The following is a 21,549-nucleotide window of genomic DNA, read 5'->3' as shown; positions in this document are numbered from 1 at the left end:
TACCCGTTTCTGCTTGCGGCGATAAGCATGCCGCTACCCACTGTTGGGTCTCAGGCTATTCCAACGACCTTATGGGTCTGGATGGACAGCCGCCATTGCGGATGCGCCATGCAGTAATCGATCGCCAGGCGCGTATTGCGCTGCTGCTCGGGCCCGTCCATGGGCTGCAGGAAATGGTGGGTGAACGCCAGGTCGGCGAACTGCTCGGGCATGGCGCCGGGCTGGGGAAACACCAGCTTCAACTCCGAGCCTGCGGTCAGCACCAGCGGCGCACCGGCCTTGGGGCTCACGCAGATCCAGTCCAGGCCCCGGGGCGCGGGCTGGGTGCCGTTGGTTTCGACCGCAATCTCGAAGCCGCAGGCATGCAGGGCATCGACCAGTGCCTGGTCAAGCTGCATCAGCGGCTCGCCGCCCGTGCAGACCACCAGCGGCTTGCCCGAAGGCGAGTCGGGCCACAGCGAGCGCACTTTCTCGGCCAGCGCACTGGCCGTGGCGAACTTGCCGCCGCCCTCGCCGTCGGTGCCGACGAAATCGGTGTCGCAGAACTGGCAGATGGCCTTGGCGCGGTCCTTTTCCCGGCCCGTCCAGAGGTTGCAGCCCGCGAAGCGGCAAAACACCGCCGCGCGCCCGGCCTGGCCGCCCTCGCCTTGCAGCGTGTAGAAGATTTCCTTGACGGAATAAGTCATGGCGTCACTCCTTGCGCCGCTACCTGCGCGCCGCAGCCCCGGGTTTCGAACAGGTCCACGCCGTCGAGCTGCGGCAGATCAGGGCGCGCCCTGGCCAGAATCCAATGGGCGACGCTCGCGGTGTCGCAGTCGTCGAGGTCGGCGATCTCGTGCAGCGGCCGGTGGTCCAGCGCCTTGAACAAGGGGTTGAACAGTTCCTTGACATCGCCGAAGTCCACGGTCCAGCCCATGATCCGGTCCAGCGGCGCGCTCAGGTGCAGGCGCAGCGTATAGGTATGGCCGTGCAGGCGCCGGTGCGCGCTGCCCTCGGGCGCGCGGCGCAGCTGGCGCGCGCTGTCGAGCGTGAGGTCCTTCCAGATCCGGTACTGCCGGCCGTCGAAGCGCGCGCCGCAGGACGCGGTCTCGTAGACCGTGACCAGCGACAGCGAAGGCAGTTGCGCGTGCAGCCGCTCCCAGATCCAGCTCGACATCATTTCGCTGGTCGGGTTCTCCAGCCCGGCAATCTCGTTGAGGCAGGCGTAGTGCAAGGCATCCTGCAGCGGCGCCCAGACCGCATCGAGCCGCTCGTAATCGACGCCGCCCTCGGCGCGCGCCTGGACAATGACTTCAAACCCATGGCCATGCATGCGCCCGCACTTGTGGCCCGCAGGGACATTGGGCAACTGGTGCGCGGACTGGAACACATAGCGCCGCCAGACATGGGCCTGGCCCGCGGCGTCGAGCATCGCGCCCTGGCGGTCCGTGCTGTCGACGCCGATTTCCAGGCGGCCGAGCGCGGGGTCGGCAAGCCGCTCGCCCAGCCAGCGCGCGAGGTGGATGTCGCTGGGATCGGCGAGCTGATCATTGAGGCAGCGATAGTCGAGCAGGCCCACCACCGCGTCCAGCCGCTGCTGCAGCTGCGCCACTTCACCGCCGGGAAAATCGGCCCAGCCCGCGGGAATGGCGCAGCGCACGCGCGCCGCAAAGCCATGGCCATGCAGGCGGCCCGCACGGTGGCCCGGCGCGAGCCCGTCAATTTGCCGCGCCGCCTCGAAGGCGGCCTCGGCCGTGTAAAAAGTCTTGGTATTCATTTCGCTCAATCCGCCAACAAGCGACCAGCAGGTTCCGGCCACCGCAGGCACGGATTTTGCCTGCCATGGCGGTATCAGAGCGCGCGCGTGGATATTCGCACCGCAGGGGCTTGCATGGCGGGGCGGCGCTGCAGGCCTAGTCGCAGGGGTGATCCTGGCGGTACAGCTGCCACTCGTCCACGAATGCGCCATCGGGCAGAAAGCACAGCCCCTGGCGGCCGTCGGCGGTGTAGCCAAGCACGATTGTGCCACCCCGGGCATGGCAGTAGCTGGTCGCAGGATTGACCAGCCCAGCGGGCCGGATCGGCTGCGGCGCGCAGGCCGCGATCAGGCAGGCTGCACCAAGACAGGTGGCGCTTCTCATCAGATACCGGTGCATGGTTTCTTCCCCCTGCCGGGACTTCGGCCCCCTATCATCGAAATTCCGGGGCCCTTGCAATGCCAGACACATGCGCCTTGTCATGCATGCCCCCTTTGCGCAGGAGGTGCAATGAGGACTGGGCCTTGGAAGGCGCGCTGGCGCTGGAAACTGTGCGCAAGCAGCTGCCTGCTGCTCGCCGGCTGCGCGCTGCGGCCCGCGCCGCCGCTGTCGCCTGTCGACACGGCTTTTTCCGAATGCCCGCAGTTCTTTCCCGCGCAGACGCCGCCCGTGGTGCCCGCCTCGCCGGCGCTGCGCGAGCTCTGCTACAGCGCGTTTGCGGTGCTGCACAGCGGCGAGTCCAAGACGCCGGTATTCGTTGCCGAGCACCTCGACCGGGCCATGGTGGCCGCGGCGCGCGGGCAAAAGCGCAGCAACCGCTTCTTTGCCGATGCGCGCCTGCCGCGCGGCGAGCGCGCGGAACTGATCGACTACCGGGGCTCGGGCTATTCGCGCGGCCACATGGCGCCGGCCGGCAACATGGGCTCGCCCGATGCGATGGCGCAGAGCTTCAGCCTGGCGAACATGGTGCCCCAGGACCAGACCTTCAATGCCGGCGCCTGGTCGGAAATCGAGCAGCACACGCGCCAGTATGTGCTGCGCGCCCAGGCCGATGTCTACGTCTTCACGGGCCCGGTGTTCGCGGCGCCCGCCCCCACCATTGGGCCGGGCAAGGTGCAGGTGCCCAGCCATCTGTTCAAGCTGGTCTACGACCCCTGCAGCGGCAAGAGCTGGGCCCACTGGCTGGCCAATGCCGCGAGCACCACGGCGCTGCCGCCGATCAGTTACGACGAACTGGTGCGCCGCACGCGCATCCGCTTTCTGCCGCCCGCCGCGCGCGCGGCGCATGGCTGCCGGCATGCGCCGCCGCAGCCGGACAGCGCTGCGTCCCTCACGCCCTGAAGCAGCAAAGGCCACCCGAAGGTGGCCTCTGGGTGCGCGGGCCCGCATGCGGGCCCGGCCATGGCTTTTACTTGCTGTCGGGCAAGGCGTAGGCAATCACATAGTCGCCGCGGTCTGGCGACTGGCGTGCGCCACCGGCCGAGATGACCACGTACTGCTTGCCCGTCCTGGGCGACTTGTAGGTCATGGGCGTGCCCTGGCTGCCCACGGGCAGGCGCTTCTTCCAGACCTCCTTGCCCGAGGCGCTGTCGAGCGCGCGCAGGTAGTAGTCCTGGGTGCCGGCGAAGAACACCAGCCCGCCCTGGGTCGCGACCGAGCCGCCCAGCGTGGGCATGCCGACTTCCATCGGCAGCAGCATCTTGATGCCGAACGGACCGGTGTCCTGCACCGTGCCCAGCGGCACCTGCCACGCGACCTTTTGCGTCTTCAGGTCAATGGCCGTCATGGTGCCGAACGGCGGCTTCTGGCAAGGGATCTGCAGCGCCGACAGGAAGCGGTTCTTGACCACCGAGTACGGCGTGCCACCCAGCGGCACCTGGCCCATGCCGGCGTTGGGCGACTCGCCGCCATCGGACAGCTGGCCTTGCTGCTTTTGTTCGACCATGGTGACCCACAGGCCCAGGCGCATGTCGTTGACGAACAACAACTGGTTGTTCGGGTCGGTCGACAGGCCGCCCCAGTTCATGCCGCCCAGCGAGCCGGGGAAGGACAGCGACTTGTCGGTGTCGGGCACGGTGTACAGGCCGTCGTAGCGCATGCCCTTGAAGTCGATGCGGCACAGCAGCTGGTCGAACGGTGTCGCACCCCACATGTCGGATTCGGTCAGCGTCTGCGCGCCGATCTGCGGCATGCCCACGGAGAACGGCTGGGTCCTGGCGTAGGGTTCGCCGGCAATGCGGCCGGGCTTGACTTCGCGCTCCTCGACTTCGGTCAGCGGCTGGCCCGTGGCGCGGTCCAGCACGAAGATCTGGCCCGCCTTGGTCGCGACTACCACGGCCGGCACCTTGCTGCCGTCGGCCTGGGGAAAGTCGATCAGCGACGGCGCCATGGGCACGTCGAAATCCCACAGGTCGTTGCGCACGGTCTGGTAGACCCACTTTTCCTTGCCGGTCTCGGCGTCGAGCGCGAGCACCGAAGCGCCGTACTTGTGATCGAGCGCGCTGCGCGTCGCGCCGTACAGGTCGACCGACGCCGAGCCCACGGGCAGGAACACCGCGTTCATGGTCGGGTCGTAGGAAATGCCGGCCCAGACGTTGGGTGTCGAGCGCTTGAAGTTCTGGCCGGCCTCCAGCGGTGCGTTGGGATCGTCCATGCCCGGGTCGAAGTGCCAGCGCATCTGGCCGGTGATCACGTCGAAGCCGCGCATCACGCCGCCGGGCATGTCGACCTGCACGTTATCGGCCACGCGGCCGCCGACCACGATGGTGGTGCCGGCCACCGTGGGCGCCGACGTCATGGTGTAGAAGGCCTGGTTGGCGATGGCGCCCATGCCGGCCTTGAGGTCGACCTGGCCCTGGTCGCCGAACTCGGCGCACATTTCGCCGTTGTCGGCGTTGATCGCCACCAGACGCGCGTCAATGGTGTTCATGACCACGCGGCGCTCGCAGCCGCCCGAAGCCGGCAGCGACACCGGTGTCACGGGGCTGGAGCCCGGCACGGTCGGCGCGGCAATCGCCGCGTTCACGTCGAAATACGCCAGGCCGCGGCAGCGCTCCCAGACGCCGCCCACGGAGGCGTTGAAGTCTCGGCGCCACAGCGGCTGGCCGGTGTCTACATCGAGCGCGATCACGTTGTTGTGCGGCGTGCAGACAAACAGCTTGTCGCCGACCTGCATGGGCGTCAACTGGTCTTCGGCACCGGCCCCCGTGGATTGGGGAATGTCGCCATGCTGGAAAGTCCAGGCCACGGCAAGCTGCTGAACGTTGGCGGTATTGATCTGGTCGAGCGCCGCGAAGCGCTGCGTGCCCGCGTCATTGCCGTAGTGCGCCCAGTCCTTCTGTTCGGCGCCGGGCTGCACGGGCAACTGCTTGGCTGCGGGGGCCGAGGCGACCACTTCGGGGTGCTTGACGAACATGCCGGCAAAGCCCACCAGGCCCAGCGCCAGCAGCACGCCACCGATGGCCACGCCCTGCGTGCGCGCCGGCACCAGGCCTTGCGCGCGGCGCAGCAGCGGCAGCGTGAACGCCACCACGGCGCCCAGGAACACCAGCGCCAGCAGCCGCGAGATCAGGCCCCAGAAATCGAGGCCTACATCGGCAAGCGCCCAGACCACGGTACCGGCCAGGGCTGCGAGATACAGCCAGGCACCCGAGCTGCGGCCGCGGCCGACCTGCACCGCCGAGGCGCTAATGACCAGGCCCGCGAGCACGAAGTACCAGCTGCCGCCACGCGTCGCGAGCACCGCGCCGCCTATGGTCAGGAACAGGCCTGCGGCGAGCAGCACCAGTGCCAGGGCATAAAGCCAGGCACGCCAACCGCCAAGAGGCGGAATTGTTTTTGTTTTCAAGGCTCAACTCCCAATCACTCAACCCGGATCGTCCTGTCTGTGCAACGGGCACAGCGACGCCAAGCTGATCAATCGACAATTTTCGCCATAAGCATTCACCCCTGGCTGCACAGAGGTCAATAAGGGTATACCCACCACCCAACGCAGCCAGGAAGCGCTCTACAAAAGCCTTCTGCAATGAAAAAACCCCGGCTGCTTGACGCAACCGGGGTTCATGTTCTTGGCAGGGGAAGAAGGATTCGAACCTTCGCATGCTGGAATCAAAATCCAGTGCCTTAACCAACTTGGCGACTCCCCTTCAATGCCCGCAATCATAGCATCGCAAAAAAGGGGCAAAAACGAAATTCAGCGAAAAATTCACAAAATTTTCACTCCTGCGCTCCAACGGTGCTGCGCTGCGCGATCAGCCCCCCGCCCCCATCCAGCGTGCGAGCTGCGCCGCGACCGCGCGCGGCTGCTCCATGGGCGCGAGGTGGCCCGCGTCCTGGACCACGGCCAGCACGGCGCCCGGGATCGCCGCGGCGCAGGCGGCGAGCCTGGACGGCGCGAACAGCTTGTCGTGCGACGCGGCCAGCACCAGCGTCGGGCGCCTGCCGTCGAGCAGCGCGCTGCGGTCGGGGCGCGCCGCCGTGGCGCGCACATGGGCCGCGTAGCGCTGCGGCCCGTAGTCCTGCACCATGGCCTGGCGCGCGGCCATGAGCTGGGCGTTGTGCAGGCTGTCGGGATGAAAGGCATTGGCCGCCTGCTGCGCGATCATCTCGAAATAGCGGCCCTGGGCCACGGCGTCGAGCGCGGCAATACGCTTTTGCGCGGCCTCGGCGCTGTCGGCGAACGGCGCCGTGCACAGCAGCGCAATGCCCTGCACGCGCTCGGGCGCGAGCTCCAGCATCGCGAGCGCGACATAGCCGCCAAACGAAAAACCCGCCAGCCAGAAGCGCTCGGGCAGCGCCGCGAGGTGGGCGCGGGCAATGGCCTCGACCGTATCGAGCGCGGGGTTGTCGAGCGCCACGGACGTCACCGCCTTCGGCAACGCGGCCTGCACGCCGTCGAACACCGCGCGGGTATTGTTCAGGCCCGGCACCAGCACCAGGGTATCGTGCGGCGTCTTCATGCGGGTACGTAACGCTGGTCGCGGTGCTCGCCCGCGATGCGGTCGCCTTCGACCCAGGCGGTATGCGTGCCTGCGGAAATGCGGTGCGGCAGCACGATGCGCGCAACCGCGCCGCGCGTGATGTCGTTGGCCGGGATGACCCAGCACTCGGAGCGCGCGTCGACCATGTTGTTGACGAAAGTGATGATGTAACCGTCGTCTTCGGCCACGGCGCCGATGCTGCGCGCGAGCTGCGGCTCGCTGCCATAGCAGCCCTTGCCGTACTCGAGCGACTGCGTCTGGCGCGACAGCATGTCGTAGCGCTTGAGGCCGCGAAACAGCCATTCCCCGGGCTGGTAGAGCACGTTGAAACTGTAGCGATACGGCCGGCCCACATAGTCGTTGCTGACCATGGGGAACTCGGTGATCTCGTCGTCGATCTGCTCTTCGTGCGTCTGGCCGGTGCGCAGGTTGAAGCGCCAGCGGTACATCAGCGTCGGGTTGTTGTGCTTGTCGAGGTGGGCGCGGATCTTGTCGTATGCGGCCTGGCGCCCGCCCTCGCTCGACTGCCCGACATTGGGCTTGTGCGGATTGGGCATGATGCAGCCGTCCATGACCACCTCGTCGCCGTCCTCGTAGCAGTTGGCGATGTGCAGGATGTGGCAGGGCGTGCCCTCGAACCAGCGCACCGACGCCGAGTCGCCATAGCGCGGCATGATGCCGAAGCGCGCAGGCTTGTCGCGGTAGAACGCCATCTTGCGCTGGCCCTTGGCGAGCAGCTCGGCATCGAAGTGGAACGGCAGGTCGTGCAGGATGGAAAACCGCTTGGTCACGCCCAGGTCGTGGGGCCAGCGCGCGCCGGGCAGCTCGATCGGCACATAGTGGACCAGGCGATTGTGGCGGTCCACGACGCCGTAGTGCATGTGCGGCCAGCGCTCGGGGTAGTTGAAGAACATCATCTCGCCCGTGGCCGGGTCGACCTTGTAGTGCGAGGCCACGCCGTCGGGCACCAGCCGCGCCCAGTCGGCGTCCGGCCCCAGCGTCTCCAGCGTGACCGGGTCCAGCCGCCAGGGCTCGCTCCCCTGCGACATCGTCGCCAGCAGCTTGCCTGCATGGATCTTGACGTCGGTGCCGGCGTTGTCCTTCATCGCCCCCATCGAGCCCCAGCCGCGGCGCGCCTGCAGCTGGGGCGCCAGCATGCCCGGCCACAGCGACCGGCCCGCGGCCTGCTCGGCCAGAAAGCCCGTGGTCTGCACGAAGCGGTTGCGGTAGGTGGCCTTGCCGTCCTCGAAGTGCATCGAATGCAGCATGCCGTCGCCGTCGAACGGGTGGTACATGCCCAGCGACTCGTGCACCTGATTGTGCGTGTTGCGCACGTAGATGCCGTGCAGGTTCTTGGGAATCTCGCCGATCACCTGCATGCTGTCGGTGTCGGCGACCCACTCTTCCATGGCGGGCGTGAACGGGCCGTGCAGGAACGGGTGGTCATTGTCGGGAGCGAGGGTGGAGGTATAGGTGTGGAGAATCTTCTGCATGGTGTCATCCAGGAAAGACGAAGGAAAACAAGGCGGTGCTCACTGGAGCTTGACGGCGCCCGAGCGCAGCAGCTCGCCATAGCGCTGGCTGCTGTCCTGCACGATCTGGCGAAACTGCTGCGGCGTGTTACCCACGACCTGGTAGCCCATCTCGCCGAGCTTTTGCCTGACGCCGGGCACGTTGAGCGCCTTGACGAACGCGCCCTGCAGCCGCGCGAGCACGGGCGCGGGCGTGCCCTTGGCCGCGACATAGCCGACCCAGCCATCGGACGTGAAGTCGATGCCCGTCTCGCGGAACGTGGGTACATCGGGCAGCGAGCGCACGCGCTGGCCCGACGTCACGGCCAGCGCGCTCACCTGGCCGTTCTCGACAAAGGTCTTGCCCACGTTGGAGACCAGCGCGTACTGCAGCTGGCCGCCTGCGATGTCATTGAGCATCTGCACTTCGCCCGTGTAGGGCACATGCTGGGCCTCGATGCCGAGCTTTTGCGCGAGCAGCACATTGTTGAAATGAAAGCTCGTGCCCGCGCCGGGCGTGCCGTAGTTCATCTGGCCCGGGTGCTTGCGCGCGTACTCGGCAAACTCGGCAACCGTCTTGAAGCCCAGCTTGCGGTCCACCACCAGCGTGAGAAAGGTGTCGACCGCGATGGTGATGGGCTCGAACTGCTCGAGCGGCCGTATCCTGTAGGCCGGATTGGTCAAGGGCAGCGTGACCATCGTGGCCGGCACCACCAGGCCAATGGTGTAGCCGTCCTTGGGCGCCTGCAGCAGCGCCTGCAGGCCGATCTGCCCGCCCGCGCCGGCACGGTTCTCGATCACCACCGAGGTGCCGAGTTCGCGGCCGAGCTCGTCGCCGACCAGCCGCGAGACGATGTCGGTCAGGCCGCCCGCCGGGTACGGCACGATCAGCTTGATCGGGCGCTCGGGCCAGGGGCCGGCGAGCACGGGAAAGGCGGTCAGCGTGACCAGCGCGCCGGCCAGCAGGCGGCGAAGAAGGGATTTCTTGGGCATGGGATTCTTTCGCATGGCTATGGAAAACGGCCCGGCTTCAGGCCTGCGCCAGCACACGCTCGCGGATGAAGCGCAGCACCTGCTCGTTGAACAGCGCGTGCTGCTCCGCGAACGCGTAGTGTGCGGCGTCCGGCAGGCAGACGAAATCGGCGTGCGGCATGAACTGCTGCTGCACGCTCTGCATGCTTTGCGGGCGGCCGACCTGGTCGAACTCGCCGGCCAGCAGCAGCGCCGGCACTTTCACGTTCCTCATATTGGGCTCGCCCTGGTAGCGCGTGATCGCGGTGATTGCGGCGCAGAACGTGTCTGCCGGCGTAGACAGCGCCACCTCGCGCACCAGGTCCACCATGGGCCCGCGCGATGTCGGCGCGAACATGGAGTCGATCACCGCGCCCGCGGTATCGCGAAAGGTATTGCCCGCGCGCAGGGGCTCGACGCGCTCGGCGAGGAAGGTTTCCTGGTCCTGGGCGCTCTTTTGCGAGAAGGAGCCGGCCGTGGCCGAGATCACGATGCCGTGGACCTTGTCGGGCCGCGCCGCGTAGACCGCGGGCGTGATGATGCCGCCCATGCTGTGGCCCAGCACGATATTGGTCTTGCTGCCTTCGCGGTCGATCAGGCAGGCCGCGGTTTCGGCCAGCCGTTCGATGCTCAGGCCTTCGGGCGGCAGCGGGCTGATGCCGTAGCCAGGTGCATCCCAGGCGACGACGCGCAGGCCGGCGCGCACCAGCGTTTGGATTTCCTCGCGGAAGTAGTCCTTGGAGCCGTAGGCGCCATGCAGCAGGAACACCGTGGTGTCCGCGTCGCCGGCAACCTGGTAATCGGGAAAGCGGTAAGGAGTTGACATGGAACAGTCTCTTTGAAAAATGGAAGTTGGCCCTGGGGCCGGCGCGGCGCTGCCAAGGTGGGTGGTCTTGATTCTGTGCAAGGCCCGGCGTTCTGGCTGCGCATTCCGGCACGCATTCCGCGCTGCGGAACTGGCTTGGGCAAAGCCCGCAAAGCATCAGAAGTTGTGCCGCAGCCCCAGGTCGTAGCCGGTCGAGGAACGGCCTGCCGGGGCACCGGCCGGGCCTCCAGGCACCCCATAGGTGGCGTTGCCCTGGTTGGACACATGGGCCGCGCTCAGGTACAGCGCCGTGCGCTTGGACAGGTGGTGGACATAGCCGACGGCCAAGATGCGTGCATCGTCGGCGTCTATGCTCGCGCCCGCGGCATTGCTGCCTTTCTGGTCCACGCGCGCGAACGAGGCCTTGAACTCGTGCACGCCCGACAGCAGCTTCGCGGCCGCGCCCATGACGTTGTGCCGCGAGGAAAGATAGGAGGTCTGCGTGGCGCTCGCGCTCAGGTGCAGCGCGCCGAGCCGATAGCTGCCCGCGATGCCGTCGACCGCGAAGTCCTCGCCCGTGGCGTCGATCCTGGTGCGCGCCGCAGTCGCGGAGATGTCGAACGCGCCCGCGGCATAGCCCAGTCGCGCGGCCTGGTGGCCGTAGCCGCTCGCGCTGCCGGTCTTCTCGCGCGGCGCATACATCAGGATTGCATAGGCACCGCCCAGCGTCCTTGGCGTGAAGTACTGGATTGCGTTGTTCGAGCGCGCGAACGTGGTCGCGCCCGTGCCGAAGGCGCGCTGGAACGTGGTCGTGGCCGCCGCGTTGAACGCCGTGGCGACGCCGCCCACGCCCACATAGGCGAACGGATCGGCGGCGACAATGGCACGGAAGCCCGGCGTATAGTCGCGGCCCAGCCGCAGATCGCCCCAGCGGCTGCCCAGGCTCAGATAGGACGCGCGGTCGAAGAACATGCCGCCGCTGCCCATCGTGCCGGTATCGGTGAACAGCGTCGATTCGAGCCAGAAGCCGGCCTTGAGCCCGCCGCCCAGGTCCTCGCTGCCGCGAAAGATCAGCCGCGACGTGGAATTGCCGCCGCTGGCCAGGGAAGTCAGCGCGCCTTGCGCGTTGCGCACATGGCGCCCTCCCGCATCGACGACGCCGCTGATCGTCGCCGACGACTGGGCTGCGGCCACGCCGCCTATGCAGGCCCATGCGAGGCCTATGGCCAGGGCCCGGGTGGAGCGGATATCTCTTGTGTTTATGTGCATGCGAATGTCTCCTCAAATGGTGTTGTGCGCTGCGCGGCCAAGGCCTGCGCGCCGCCGGTTCTGTCAGCGGTGGCGGATTCTTGTGCGAACGGGGCGGGCTTGACCACGCACAAACGGCGCAGTTCCACGGCGCGGAATCGAGATGTAGGCGCGCGTTGCGCCGGCGCGGCGCAACACCCCTCAAACGAGCACGGACGGGTACCATCCGGCTCAGGCCTGCTGGACAGCACGGCGCCGAGGGCGCCGCACGTCCTGAACCCCATTTCCTGGACCCTGCGATGCAACCGACACCCGCCCGCCCCGCAAAAGACGCCGACGCCGACGCCGACGCTGCCGCGCCCCAACCCGCCCTGGTGCACTCGCTGGCCAAGGGCCTGGAAATCCTCTCGGTGTTTTCCGAAGGCGACCTGCTGGGCAACCAGCAGCTGGTGGCCTTGACGGGCCTGCCCAAGGCCACGGTCTCGCGCCTGACCTCGACCCTGGTGCAACTGGGCTATCTGCGCACCGACCCGCTCACGCGCAGGTACTTCATGGGCACGCGCCTGCTGGGCATGGGCCTGAGCGTGCAGCGCAAGCTCGGCCTGCTCAAGGTGGCCCGGCCGTACATGCAGCAGTTGAGCGAGGACACCGGCCTCACGGTGTCGCTGGGCACGCGCGACCGGCTGGGCCTGGCGCTGCTCGAAGTGCTGCTGCCGCCGCAGAACAACCGGCTGGTCGTCAACGCCGATGTGGGCACCGTGCTGCCTATCGCGTCGACGGCCATAGGCCTGGCCTACATCGTCGCCGCGCCCGTCAAGGAGCGCTCGCAGATTCTCGAAGGCCTGCGCAGGCGCTTTCCCGACGAATGGCCCGCGATGCGCGCCAACGTCGAGCGCGCGCATGCCGATTTCGCCGAGCATGGCTTCGTCATCACCCAGGGCTCGTGGGGCCGCGATGTGAACGGCGCGGCCGCGCCCCTGCTGCTCGACGAGCGCAACGTCCTCTACTCCTTCCATTGCGCGGGCCCGGCCAGCCGCATGCCGCTGGCGCGCATCCGCAAGGACATAGGCCCGCGCCTGGTGGCGCTGGTCGCCGAAGTGCGCGCGGCCATGCGCCAGGCGCCGCGCCCGCGCCTGAACCCGCCGGGCCTCTACGAGCCCTGAAACGCGATTCCGCTCCGTGGAACTGACCCGCGTTGCGGGTTGGAAGCGTCTGCCTGCGTGCCCACAATCCACGCAGAGGGCCGCAACTGACGGCTCCTCCCCACAACAAGGAGACGCTTCATGCATTCATCGCTGCGCCGCCGCCATTTCGGCGCGCTGGCCCTGCTGGGCCTGGCGCCATGGGCCCAGGCTTCGGAACCGGCCTACCCTTCCCGGCCCATCACCCTGGTCGTGCCCTACCCCGCGGGCGGCAACGGCGACAACATCGCGCGCGTGTTCGCCAGGAAGCTGTCCGCGCTCTGGAACACGCCCGTGGTCGTGGACAACAAACCCGGCGCCTCGGGCACGATAGGCGCGGGCAGCGTTCACCGCGCCGCGCCCGACGGCTACACCCTGCTGCTCACCGTGACCACGCAGCTCACCAGCAGCGTGCCCAACGTCAAGCCGGTCTACGACGCCGCCACCGACTTCGTGCCTATCGCCGGCCTGACCATCGCGCCCATGGCCTTCGTGGTCTCGCCCGCGCTGGGCGTGAACAGCATGCAGGAACTCGAAGCCCTGGCACAAAAACGCCGGCTGGCCTACGGCTCCTACGGCACGGCGACTTCGACGCATGTGGTCCAGCATCTGCTGGGCAAGCAGTTCAAGGCCGTCGACATGGTGCATGTGCCCTACCGCGGCGAAAGCCCCATGGTCGCCGACCTGCTCGGCGGCCAGGTCGACATGGGCCTGGTCGGCATAGGCCAGGGCCGCGAAATGGCCAGGTCCGGGCGCCTGCGCATTCTCGCCGTGCTCGGCACGCAGCGCAGCGAGTTCCTGCCCGACGTCAAGACGCTGACCGAACACGGCTACAAGCAGATGGACTGGGCCTATGGCGTCGCGCTGTACGGCCCTTCGCGGCTGCCCGCGCCCGTACTGGCCAGGCTGCAGGAGGCCGGCAGGACCATCATGGCCGATGCCGAGACGCAGCAGCTGTACCGCAACCAGTCCAACCAGCCCTGGCTGGGCGCCACGCCCGCGCAGTTGCGCGAGCGCCAGATCGCCGACATCCGGAACTGGAACAAGGTGCTGGCCGACGTCGGCCCGCTCGAATGACCGCCACTGGCAAAAGACCGACCCCCATGACTGATTCGGAGATTTCCTTGCTTCCATCCTTTACTCCGACCGCGGGCCAGCGCCTGCTGGTCATAGGCGGCTGCGGCGGCATGGGCCGCGCGCTGGTCCGGTCCGCGCTGGCCCTGGGCCTGCGCGTGGCCGTTCTCGACCTCGAGCGTTCCATCCTGCTGTTCCCTCCGCCTGACGGCGTGCTGGCCATTGCCTGCGACGTCTCGCAGGAAGCGGCCGTGCAGGCGGCGTTCGCGCAGATCACCGCGGCCTGGGGCGCGGTCGATGCACTGGTCAACCTGGCCGGCTACACCGGCGAGCGCGTGCGCGTCGAGGACATGACGACGCGCGAATGGGACGACATCCTCAACACCGACCTGCGCGGCATGTTTCTCACGGCGCGCGCCTGCGCGCCGCTGCTGCGCGCCGCGGCCGCGCAAGGCCAGGCGCCCGCGGCCGTGCTGGTGTCCTCGACCTTCGGCGTGCGCGTGCCGCATGTGGGCTACGGGCCCTACGCGGCATCGAAGGCCGGCGTGATCAACCTGATACGCGCGCTGTCGACCGAATGGGCGCCCGAGATCCGCGTCAACGGCGTCGCGCCCGGCGTGATCGACACGGCTTTCCTGCGCGGCGGCACGGGCCGCGACGTCAAGCAGACCGGCCTGGACATGGGCCGCTTCGTGCAGGGCGTGCCGCTGCAGCGCCTGGGCCAGCCGGCCGAGATCGCGCACGCGCTGCTGTTCCTGCTGAGCCCCGCGGCCAGCTACATCACCGGCCAGACCCTGCACGTCAACGGCGGCAGCTTCATGGCATGAACTCCACTTCCCACACTCCCATGCGTTCCATCATCACCAGCTATATCAATGGCCAATGGCAGGCCGCAGGCCCCTTGCTTCTGCCCGTGATCAACCCCGCCACCGAAGAAGTCGTGGCCCAGCTCAGCGAAGCCGATGCGCACGAGACCGCCGCCGCCGTGGCCGCGGCCCAGGCGAGCTGGAAAAGCGGCATCTGGGCGCGCAAGCCCGCGGCCGAGAAACGCCAGGTATTCCAGCGCATCGTCGCGCTGACGCTGGCGCACATCGAGGAGCTGGCCCAGCTCGAATGCCTCAACAGCGGCCTGCCGCTCAACTACCTGCGCGCGCGCCAGCTGCCGCGCATCACGCGCAACTTCGATTTCTTTGCCGACTGGCTGTCGCAGAACGTCGAGAAGGCCGGCATGACCGACCAGGACTACCTGCGCTTCGTGCTGCGCGAGCCCGCGGGCGTGGCCGCGCTGATCGCGCCCTGGAACGCGCCGCTGGCGCTGGCCTCGACCAAGATCGCGGCCGCGCTGGCGTTCGGCAACAGCTGCGTGATCAAGCCCGCGGAAACCACGCCGCTGGCCGTCGCGCGCTTCATGGACATCCTGAGCGAAGCCGGCGTGCCGCCGGGCGTGGTCAACATGGTCAACGGCCGCGGCCACATCACCGGCGACGCGCTGGTGCGCGACCCCGCGGTGCGCGTGGTGTCGTTCACGGGCGGCACGCAGACCGGCCGCGCGATCGCCGCTGCCGCGGCGCCCGGACTCAAGCGCGTGGACCTGGAGCTGGGCGGCAAGTCGGCAAACATCATCACCGAGACCGCCAACCTCGATGACGCGCTGGACGGCGCGCTGACCTCGATCTACACCAACAACGGCCAGCAGTGCTTTGCCGGCTCGCGCATCCTGCTGCAGCGCTCGATTGCCGACGCATTCATGCGCCGCTTCGTCGAGCGCGCGCGCGCAATCCGCGTGGGCGATCCGCTGGACATGACCACCGAACTCGGCCCGCTGTCGAATGCCGCCCACCACGCGCGCGTGTGCGCCTTCGTGGAAACAGCGCTCGCCGACGGCGGCCAGCTGCTGTGCGGCGGCAAGCGGCCGCCCGGCCTGGGCAGCAAGGGCTACTACCTCGAACCCACGGCCGTGCTCATGCCGTCGAACGCCGCGCGCGTATGCCAGCAGGAAATCTTCGGGCCGTTCGCGGCCTTCCAGGTGTTCGACGATTTCGATGAGGCGATCGCGATTGCCAACGATTCCGAGTTCGGCCTGGTTTCCTACCTCTGGACCAATGACCTGCAGCAGGCCCACCGCGCCGCGCGCGCCATCGAGGCCGGCGTGGTGCTGGTCAACACGCCGATGATCCTGGACCTGCGCTTTCCGTTCGGCGGCTACAAGAGCTCGGGCGTGGGCCGCGAAGGCATAGACGGCATGCGCCATTTCTACACCGAGGAAAAGACCGTGACCATCGCCTTGCAGCGCCCGGCCATGGCACGCCTGGGTGCGGCCGCGCAGTAGGCGGCCCCAGCTCAGTCCAGCTTGGCGCCCGAAAGCCGTATCACCTCGGCCCAGACCGGGCGCTCCTTCCTCGCCAGCTCGAACAGCGCCTGGCGCGGGCCGACATGGACTTCATAGGCCTGGGCATTCAACTGCTGCTTGACGGCCGGCGAAGACAGCGCCTTGTTGAAGGCCGCGTTCAGGAAGTCGAGCACCTTGCCATCGACGCCCGCGGGCGCGACATAGCCGTTCCAGGCCACGGCCTGGTAGCTGGCCAGGCCGGTTTCGGCGACCGTGGGCAGCTGGGGCAGGCGGCTGTCGCGCGCCGCGCCGGTCACGGCCAGTGCCGTCAGCTTGTCGCCCTTGAGGTGGGGCGCGATCGAGGTGATGTTCTCGAACACCAGGTCGATCTCGCCGCGCAGCAGCGCCAGATCCGCTTCGAGCCCGCCCTTGTAGGGCACGTGCACGATGGACACGCCGGCCATGGTCTTGAACATCTCGGCGCTCAAGTGCCCCGTCGTGCCATTGCCACCCGAGCCCACCGTGAGCTTGCCCGGCTGCTGTTTGGCCAGGGCGATCAGGCCGGCAACGTCCTTGACGCCCAGGCTGCTGCGCACGGCCAGCACGTTCTGCACCGAGCCTATCAAGGCGACGGGCGCGAGCTGCTTGTCGGCGTCGTACGGCAGCTTCTGGTAGAGCGACTGGTTGATGGCCAGCGTCGCCACGTTGGCAAAACCAATGGTGTAGCCGTCGGCCGGGGCACTGGCCACGGCCTGGGTGCCGATGATGCCCGAGGCGCCGACGCGGTTCATCACCACCACCGGCTGGCCGATGTCGCGGCCCACCGCCTCGGCCAGCAGGCGCGAGACGATGTCGGGCGTGGTGCCGGCGTTGAACGGCACGATCAGCGTGATCGGCTTGTCGGGAAAGGCCGCCTGGGCGTGGCTGCACAGGGCCAGTGCCGCGAGCGGCGCGGCCAGGCCCTTGAGCAGAAGGCGGCGGGAAGTCGGGAAGGAGACGGGGAAAAGCGACATGGCTTGGACTTTCTGAAACGCGGTGAACAGAGGGTTTTCGGTCTCCTGGGCGACGCTGCACCGCGGGGCGGCGGCGTCGGCCTCGTTGTTCTGGGATTCGAATTCAGGCATCGGTCTGGACCATCTCGGTCTGGGCGATCACCGACTGCAGCAGCGCCATGTCGACATTGCCGCCCGACAGCACGAGCACGGCGCTGCGGCCCTCAAGCCGCAGATGGCCGGCGAGCAGCGCGGCCAGCGCGACGCTGCCGCCGGGCTCGACCAGCAGGTGCAGCTCCTCGAGCGCAAAGCGCATGGCGCGCGCGACTTCCGCGTCGCTCACGGCCACGGCTTCGCTCAGCAGCGGCTGGTTGATGGCGAAGGGCAGTTGCGCGGGCGTTGCGGCCTGCAGCGCGTCGCACAGCGTGCGCGCACCCGCGGCATTGGTTTCGCGCCGGCCGCTGGCCAGCGAGCGCACGGTGTCGTCGAACGCCGCGGGCTCCACGGCCACGCGGCGCGCGCCCGGGCTCAGCGCATCCAGCGTGAGGCAGCAGCCGGCCATCAGGCCGCCGCCGCCGCAGGGCGCGGCAAACAGGCCCAGCGTTTCGGCCACGCCCTCGGGCAGGTCCTGCAGCGCTTCGAGCGCCACCGTGCCCTGGGCGGCCAGCACCTGCGGGTGGTCGCCAGGCGGCACCAGCGTGCCTCCTGTCTCGGTCAGCAGGCGCATGCCAATGTCTTCGCGGCTTTGCTTCTCGCGGTCGTAATGCACGACCTGCGCGCCCTGGGCCAGCGCGCGCGCCACCTTGTTCCTGGGCGCATCGACGGGCATCACGATGGTGGCGCGCACGCCCAGCTGGCGCGCGGCCCAGGCAATCGCCTGGCCGTGGTTGCCCGTGGAATAGGCAACCACGCCCCGGCTGCGCTGTTCGGCGTTCAGCGCCAGCAGCGCATTGAACGCGCCGCGCAGCTTGAACGAGCCCGTGGTCTGCAGGTTCTCGCACTTGAGCCACACCGGCCCGCCGGCAATGGCGTCGAGCGCGGCCGAGCGCAGCAGCGGCGTGCGCAGCACATGGGGCGCGATCGCGCCGGCCGCAGCCTGCACGTCGGCAAAACGCGGCACGGCCAGCGTGCCAAGCATTTCGTGCTCTATATAAGAAGGCAGGGAAGCGGCCATGGTCACAGCGCCTCTTGCGTAGGCTGCCACACGGCCGGAGCGCTGCTGCCGGTCTGCGCCGTGAGGCGCGCATAGGCTTCGAGGCGGCGGTGCTGCGCGAAGTTGAAGATGGTGGTGCGGCCCAGCTCGCACATGGCCAGGTTGCAGTCGGCGACCACCAGCTCGTCGTCCCAGCTGGTCGCCATGGCCATGATCTCGCCCTGGGGGTTGACGATGATGGAGTGGCCCATGAGCTCGAAGCCGTCTTCGTTGCCGGCCTTGGCCACGCCCACGCCGAAGGTCGCGTTCTGGTAGCAGCCCGCCTGGATGGACAGCTGGGAGTGGAAGTTGCGCAGATGGTGGGCTTCGAAGCCGCGGTTTTCCTGGTTCACGGCCGGCGTGTTGTAGCCCAGCATGGTCAGCTCGACCTGCTGCAGGCCCAGCTCGCGCCAGGCCTCGGGCCAGCGGCGGTCATTGCAGATCAGCATGCCCAGGTTCACGCCATCGACCGGACCCACGGGCGCGCGCACCACGGGAAAGCCCAGGTTGCCGACTTCGAAATAGCGCTTTTCCAGATGCTGGACCTTGCGCAGCGTGGAGAACTCCTTGTGGCCCGGCAGATGGATCTTGCGGTACTTCAGAACGATCTCGCCCGAAGGGGCAATCACCACCGAGGTGTTGAAGCGGCGCTTGCGCAGCACGCCGGTGGCGTCGGGCTCGTAGGCGATCTCGGCATAGCCCAGGTAGCAGGTCAGGCCGTAACGGCGGATCGCGTCGAACAGCGGCTGGGTGGCCGGCGAAGGCAGCGTCTGCTCGTACCAGTCGTCGGCTTCGTCGAGGTCTTCGACATACCAGCGCGGAAAGAACGTGGTCAGCGCGAGTTCGGGAAACACCACGACATGGGCGCCGCGCTGGTGGGCCTGCTCCAGCAGGCGGACCATGCGCGCGACAACCACATCACGGCCTTCGGCTTTCTGGATGGGGCCGAGCTGGGCGGCGGCAACGGTGATAAGACGTTTCATAGCGGTCATCAAGTGGATCTGGGGCCATGATCCGCGCCACCCGCCGCAGCGCCAACCACGCCAGAACCACCTTTTTGCCGTTCCGGGACATCTCCCAGAATTTTCGTAAGTGATTGATTCGTAAAAGAAAATTACCAACGGCGCGGCCATCTCGAGCGCCCTGCCGTTAACCACTGGTTATGGCTTGAAGACAAAAGGTGATGGGCGCCCGGCAGCAGTTGTCGAACGGCGGCAACAAGAGCGCTCAGGCGCGGTGCACGAGCACCCGTACAGCGCCCTCCCCGTCCCAGTGCTCGGACGGCGCCAGCGCGGTGTCGCGCCCTTCCTCCTTGAGCAGGCGCTTGACGGTCGCGAGAAACTCCTTGGCCACGGCCGACAGCGGGCTGGTGTTGGCATGGATCTGGTAGATGCGGTGCGACAGCATGGGGCGCAGCGGCTTGAGCACCACGCCGTCCTGGCTGGGCCGGCGTGCGCCAAACGCTTCGATCAGCGCCACGCCCACGCCCGCGCGCACCAGGCCCATGGCTTCGGGCGTGGAGCGGATCTCGACGTCGGCGCGCAGCGCCAGCCCCGCGGCCGCGAAGAAATCCGCGGCCAGGTTGCCAAACGGCGTGTCGCCGCCGTAGCTGATGAAGGTCTGGCCGAGCAGATCGGCCGCGCCTATGGATTCGGCCTGGGCCAGCGGATGGCGCTCGGGCACGGCGCATTCGATGAAACCATGGCCTATGGCGCGCGCCACCACATTCGCGCTCGACGGCGCGGGCATGGACGAAATCGCCAGGTCGGCCTGGCCCAGCAGCACATGGGGCAGCAAGGCATCGAAGGGCAGCGGCCGGTACTTGATGCGCACCTCTGGAAAGCGCGCGCGAAAACGCCGTATCGCCACCGGCATCAGCCATTCGGCATAGCTGGGGCTGGAGACCAGCGACAGCTCGCCATGCGTGCCCACGGCCAGATCGCTGGCCAGCGCATTGAAGCGGCGCACGCCTTCGACAATGCTCTGCACTTCGGCAAACAGCCGGCGCGCTTCGGGCGTGGGCTGCAGCCGCCCGCGCACGCGCTCGAACATCAGCATGCGCAGCCGGCTCTCGGCCGTGGCCAGCATGCGGCTCACGGCCGGCGGGGACACGCACAGCATGCGTGCGGCGCCGCTGAGCGTGCCGGCCATCATGATGGCGTGAAAGACTTCGATCTGCCGCAGGTTCAGCGGCACGGGATGGGGCAAGGCGGAGGGAGACATGGCGCTCGCAAGGTGACGGGGATACCGCTGCCTTGCAAGCAATTAGCACGCCAGAAGCAGGCCTCCTATCCCGCGCGCCAGAGCTTGAGCATTTCCTTGAGCAGCTGCGGCGTGGCTTCGCGGCCCAGCACCACGCCCAGCGGCGGCAAAGCCGACTGGAAGCTGCCGGTCTGCAGGTCGAGCACCGCGAAGCGCGCGCTGCGGCCCTGGGGCTCCATGCCGGCAACGATGCTGCGCGGCATCAAGGCCACGGCCTGGGGCTGGCTCAGCAGGCCTTCGAGCACCGACAGCGACATGGTGGCCACGGGAAACCACTGCGCATCGGGCAGGCGGCTCAGGATGTCGCGCTCGAAGATATCGCGCACCGCAATGTTCGCCGAGGGCAGCACCCAGCGCGCGCAGCCCAGTTCCGCAAGCCGCAGTTGCTGCTGGCCAACCAGCGGGTGGGCGTGCGAGGCGACGATCACGGCCTCGTCGTCGAGCAGCGGCTCGAACAGGAAGGCCTCGGGCAGCAGCCCGGGCTGGCGGCAAAACAGCGCGTCGAGCCCGCCGCCGATCAGCTGCGGCAGCAGCCGCGTGGCCGAGCCTTCCTGCACATCGATGTGCACCAGCGGGTGCTCGCAATAAAAGCGCGTCAGCAGTTGCGCGAGGATGGCCTGCGCGGCCGAGGGTATCGTGCCCAGGCGCAGCGCGGCCGACGCGCCCATGCGGATCGCGGCCAGCGTCTGCGCGGCTTCCTCGAGTTCGCTCATCACGCCGCGCGCGGCGTCCGTGAGCGCCTGGCCGGCCAGCGTCGGGCGCATGCCGCGCGCATGACGCTCGAACAGCCGCATGTCGAGCACGCGCTCGAGTTCGGCCAGCGCCTGCGTGGCCGCCGACTGGCTCATGTGCAGATGCGCGGCGGCGCGCACGATGGAGCCGCACTGGGCCAGCGCCAGCAGCAGCTGCAGCTGGCGCAGCCGCCCCTGCTTGGCGAGCCGGGAAAACAGCACTTTGCCTTCGGGGCAGTTTTCGGTGGGAAACAAGGGCGGCGCGCGCTCGCGCGGTAAAGAGTGGCGGTCGCCCATTTTCGGCGAAAAGCCCGCAGGCGCCACCACGCGAGCCATCGGCAATGCTTATGGCAGGCCCTTGTTTCGGTGAGGCCGGCGCAGCGGTTTTTTTCTATAGTGCCCTGACTTGCCTGCATGACCCGAGCACCGGTTGTGCATGGCCCCGCTGCTGCATTTCGCCTGTCCAAAGGAAAGTCCCATGAGCGCCCTGTCCCGCCC

General features: G+C 68.1%; 19 protein-coding genes and 1 tRNA gene. 5 read left to right on the top strand and 15 right to left on the bottom strand.

Annotated elements, in window-relative coordinates; translation table 11 throughout:
- Window positions 1–50: 50 nt before the first annotated feature.
- From queE to GVL12_RS15040, 3 genes are all read right to left on the bottom strand, one after another.
- Window positions 51–686, bottom strand: coding sequence for a 7-carboxy-7-deazaguanine synthase (queE, locus tag GVL12_RS15050; protein WP_159915415.1), 636 nt, complete (start codon window positions 684–686; stop codon window positions 51–53).
- Entirely contained in the window at window positions 683–1,756 is a 1,074-nt protein-coding gene (locus GVL12_RS15045) for a 6-carboxytetrahydropterin synthase (protein WP_159915413.1), read from the bottom strand. The genes queE and GVL12_RS15045 overlap by 4 nt, the downstream gene beginning before the upstream one ends.
- 136 nt (window positions 1,757–1,892) lie before the next feature.
- Entirely contained in the window at window positions 1,893–2,120 is a 228-nt protein-coding gene (locus GVL12_RS15040; RefSeq protein ID WP_159915411.1) for a DUF333 domain-containing protein, read from the bottom strand.
- A gap of 126 nt (window positions 2,121–2,246) precedes the next feature.
- Here GVL12_RS15040 and GVL12_RS15035 point away from each other — a divergent pair, with 126 nt between their 5' ends.
- Window positions 2,247–3,077: a DNA/RNA non-specific endonuclease gene (locus GVL12_RS15035; protein WP_159915409.1), complete on the top strand. Its 831-nt coding sequence runs from the start codon at window positions 2,247–2,249 to the stop codon at window positions 3,075–3,077.
- Between the two features lie 67 nt (window positions 3,078–3,144).
- Here the strand turns inward: GVL12_RS15035 and GVL12_RS15030 are convergent, their stop codons facing one another.
- The 7 genes from GVL12_RS15030 to GVL12_RS15000 form a co-directional block, all read right to left on the bottom strand.
- Window positions 3,145–5,583 (bottom strand): membrane-bound PQQ-dependent dehydrogenase, glucose/quinate/shikimate family, encoded by a 2,439-nt coding sequence (locus GVL12_RS15030; protein ID WP_159915407.1) that lies wholly within the window; start codon window positions 5,581–5,583, stop codon window positions 3,145–3,147.
- 221 nt (window positions 5,584–5,804) lie between these two features.
- Window positions 5,805–5,881 (bottom strand) — tRNA-Gln (locus GVL12_RS15025).
- A gap of 105 nt (window positions 5,882–5,986) precedes the next feature.
- Window positions 5,987–6,694: an alpha/beta fold hydrolase gene (locus GVL12_RS15020; protein ID WP_159915405.1), complete on the bottom strand. Its 708-nt coding sequence runs from the start codon at window positions 6,692–6,694 to the stop codon at window positions 5,987–5,989.
- Window positions 6,691–8,208: a carotenoid oxygenase family protein gene (locus GVL12_RS15015; RefSeq protein WP_159915403.1), complete on the bottom strand. Its 1,518-nt coding sequence runs from the start codon at window positions 8,206–8,208 to the stop codon at window positions 6,691–6,693. Before GVL12_RS15015 ends, GVL12_RS15020 begins: the two co-directional genes overlap by 4 nt.
- A 39-nt stretch (window positions 8,209–8,247) precedes the next feature.
- Complete coding sequence (locus GVL12_RS15010; RefSeq protein ID WP_159915401.1) at window positions 8,248–9,219, bottom strand: tripartite tricarboxylate transporter substrate binding protein; 972 nt, start codon at window positions 9,217–9,219, stop codon at window positions 8,248–8,250.
- A 37-nt stretch (window positions 9,220–9,256) separates the two neighbouring features.
- Window positions 9,257–10,063, bottom strand: coding sequence for an alpha/beta fold hydrolase (locus GVL12_RS15005; RefSeq protein ID WP_159915399.1), 807 nt, complete (start codon window positions 10,061–10,063; stop codon window positions 9,257–9,259).
- Between the two features lie 156 nt (window positions 10,064–10,219).
- Entirely contained in the window at window positions 10,220–11,311 is a 1,092-nt protein-coding gene (locus GVL12_RS15000; protein ID WP_159915397.1) for a porin, read from the bottom strand.
- 278 nt (window positions 11,312–11,589) lie between these two features.
- Here GVL12_RS15000 and GVL12_RS14995 point away from each other — a divergent pair, with 278 nt between their 5' ends.
- The 4 genes from GVL12_RS14995 to GVL12_RS14980 all read left to right on the top strand — a co-directional run bounded on the left by GVL12_RS14995 (window position 11,590) and on the right by GVL12_RS14980 (window position 15,874).
- Window positions 11,590–12,453, top strand: coding sequence for an IclR family transcriptional regulator (locus GVL12_RS14995; protein ID WP_159915395.1), 864 nt, complete (start codon window positions 11,590–11,592; stop codon window positions 12,451–12,453).
- A gap of 120 nt (window positions 12,454–12,573) precedes the next feature.
- On the top strand, window positions 12,574–13,548 hold the full coding sequence (locus GVL12_RS14990) for a tripartite tricarboxylate transporter substrate binding protein (RefSeq protein ID WP_159915393.1): 975 nt from the start codon (window positions 12,574–12,576) through the stop codon (window positions 13,546–13,548).
- Between the two features lie 47 nt (window positions 13,549–13,595).
- The gene (locus GVL12_RS14985; RefSeq protein ID WP_235033875.1) at window positions 13,596–14,372 is read left to right on the top strand and encodes an SDR family NAD(P)-dependent oxidoreductase; all 777 of its coding nucleotides are present in this window, start codon (window positions 13,596–13,598) and stop codon (window positions 14,370–14,372) included.
- On the top strand, window positions 14,369–15,874 hold the full coding sequence (locus GVL12_RS14980; protein WP_235033874.1) for an aldehyde dehydrogenase family protein: 1,506 nt from the start codon (window positions 14,369–14,371) through the stop codon (window positions 15,872–15,874). The genes GVL12_RS14985 and GVL12_RS14980 overlap by 4 nt, the downstream gene beginning before the upstream one ends.
- A gap of 11 nt (window positions 15,875–15,885) precedes the next feature.
- On the opposite strand, the gene GVL12_RS14975 is transcribed toward GVL12_RS14980, so the two are convergent.
- From GVL12_RS14975 to GVL12_RS14955, 5 genes are all read right to left on the bottom strand, one after another.
- Window positions 15,886–16,887 (bottom strand): tripartite tricarboxylate transporter substrate binding protein, encoded by a 1,002-nt coding sequence (locus tag GVL12_RS14975; RefSeq protein WP_159915387.1) that lies wholly within the window; start codon window positions 16,885–16,887, stop codon window positions 15,886–15,888.
- Between the two features lie 103 nt (window positions 16,888–16,990).
- Window positions 16,991–18,040, bottom strand: coding sequence for a threonine/serine dehydratase (locus tag GVL12_RS14970; RefSeq protein WP_200843779.1), 1,050 nt, complete (start codon window positions 18,038–18,040; stop codon window positions 16,991–16,993).
- 2 nt (window positions 18,041–18,042) lie between these two features.
- Window positions 18,043–19,041 (bottom strand): N-carbamoyl-D-amino-acid hydrolase, encoded by a 999-nt coding sequence (locus GVL12_RS14965; RefSeq protein ID WP_159915385.1) that lies wholly within the window; start codon window positions 19,039–19,041, stop codon window positions 18,043–18,045.
- A 244-nt stretch (window positions 19,042–19,285) separates the two neighbouring features.
- Window positions 19,286–20,281 (bottom strand): LysR substrate-binding domain-containing protein, encoded by a 996-nt coding sequence (locus tag GVL12_RS14960; RefSeq protein ID WP_159915383.1) that lies wholly within the window; start codon window positions 20,279–20,281, stop codon window positions 19,286–19,288.
- A gap of 65 nt (window positions 20,282–20,346) precedes the next feature.
- Window positions 20,347–21,387 (bottom strand): LysR family transcriptional regulator, encoded by a 1,041-nt coding sequence (locus GVL12_RS14955; protein ID WP_200843778.1) that lies wholly within the window; start codon window positions 21,385–21,387, stop codon window positions 20,347–20,349.
- Window positions 21,388–21,549 lie beyond the last annotated feature (162 nt).

The sequence above is a fragment of the Pantoea sp. 18069 genome (genome assembly GCF_902706035.1).
Classification (GTDB): Bacteria; Pseudomonadota; Gammaproteobacteria; order Burkholderiales; family Burkholderiaceae_C; genus Comamonas.
This window is presented reverse-complemented; position numbering and strand designations above follow the sequence as displayed.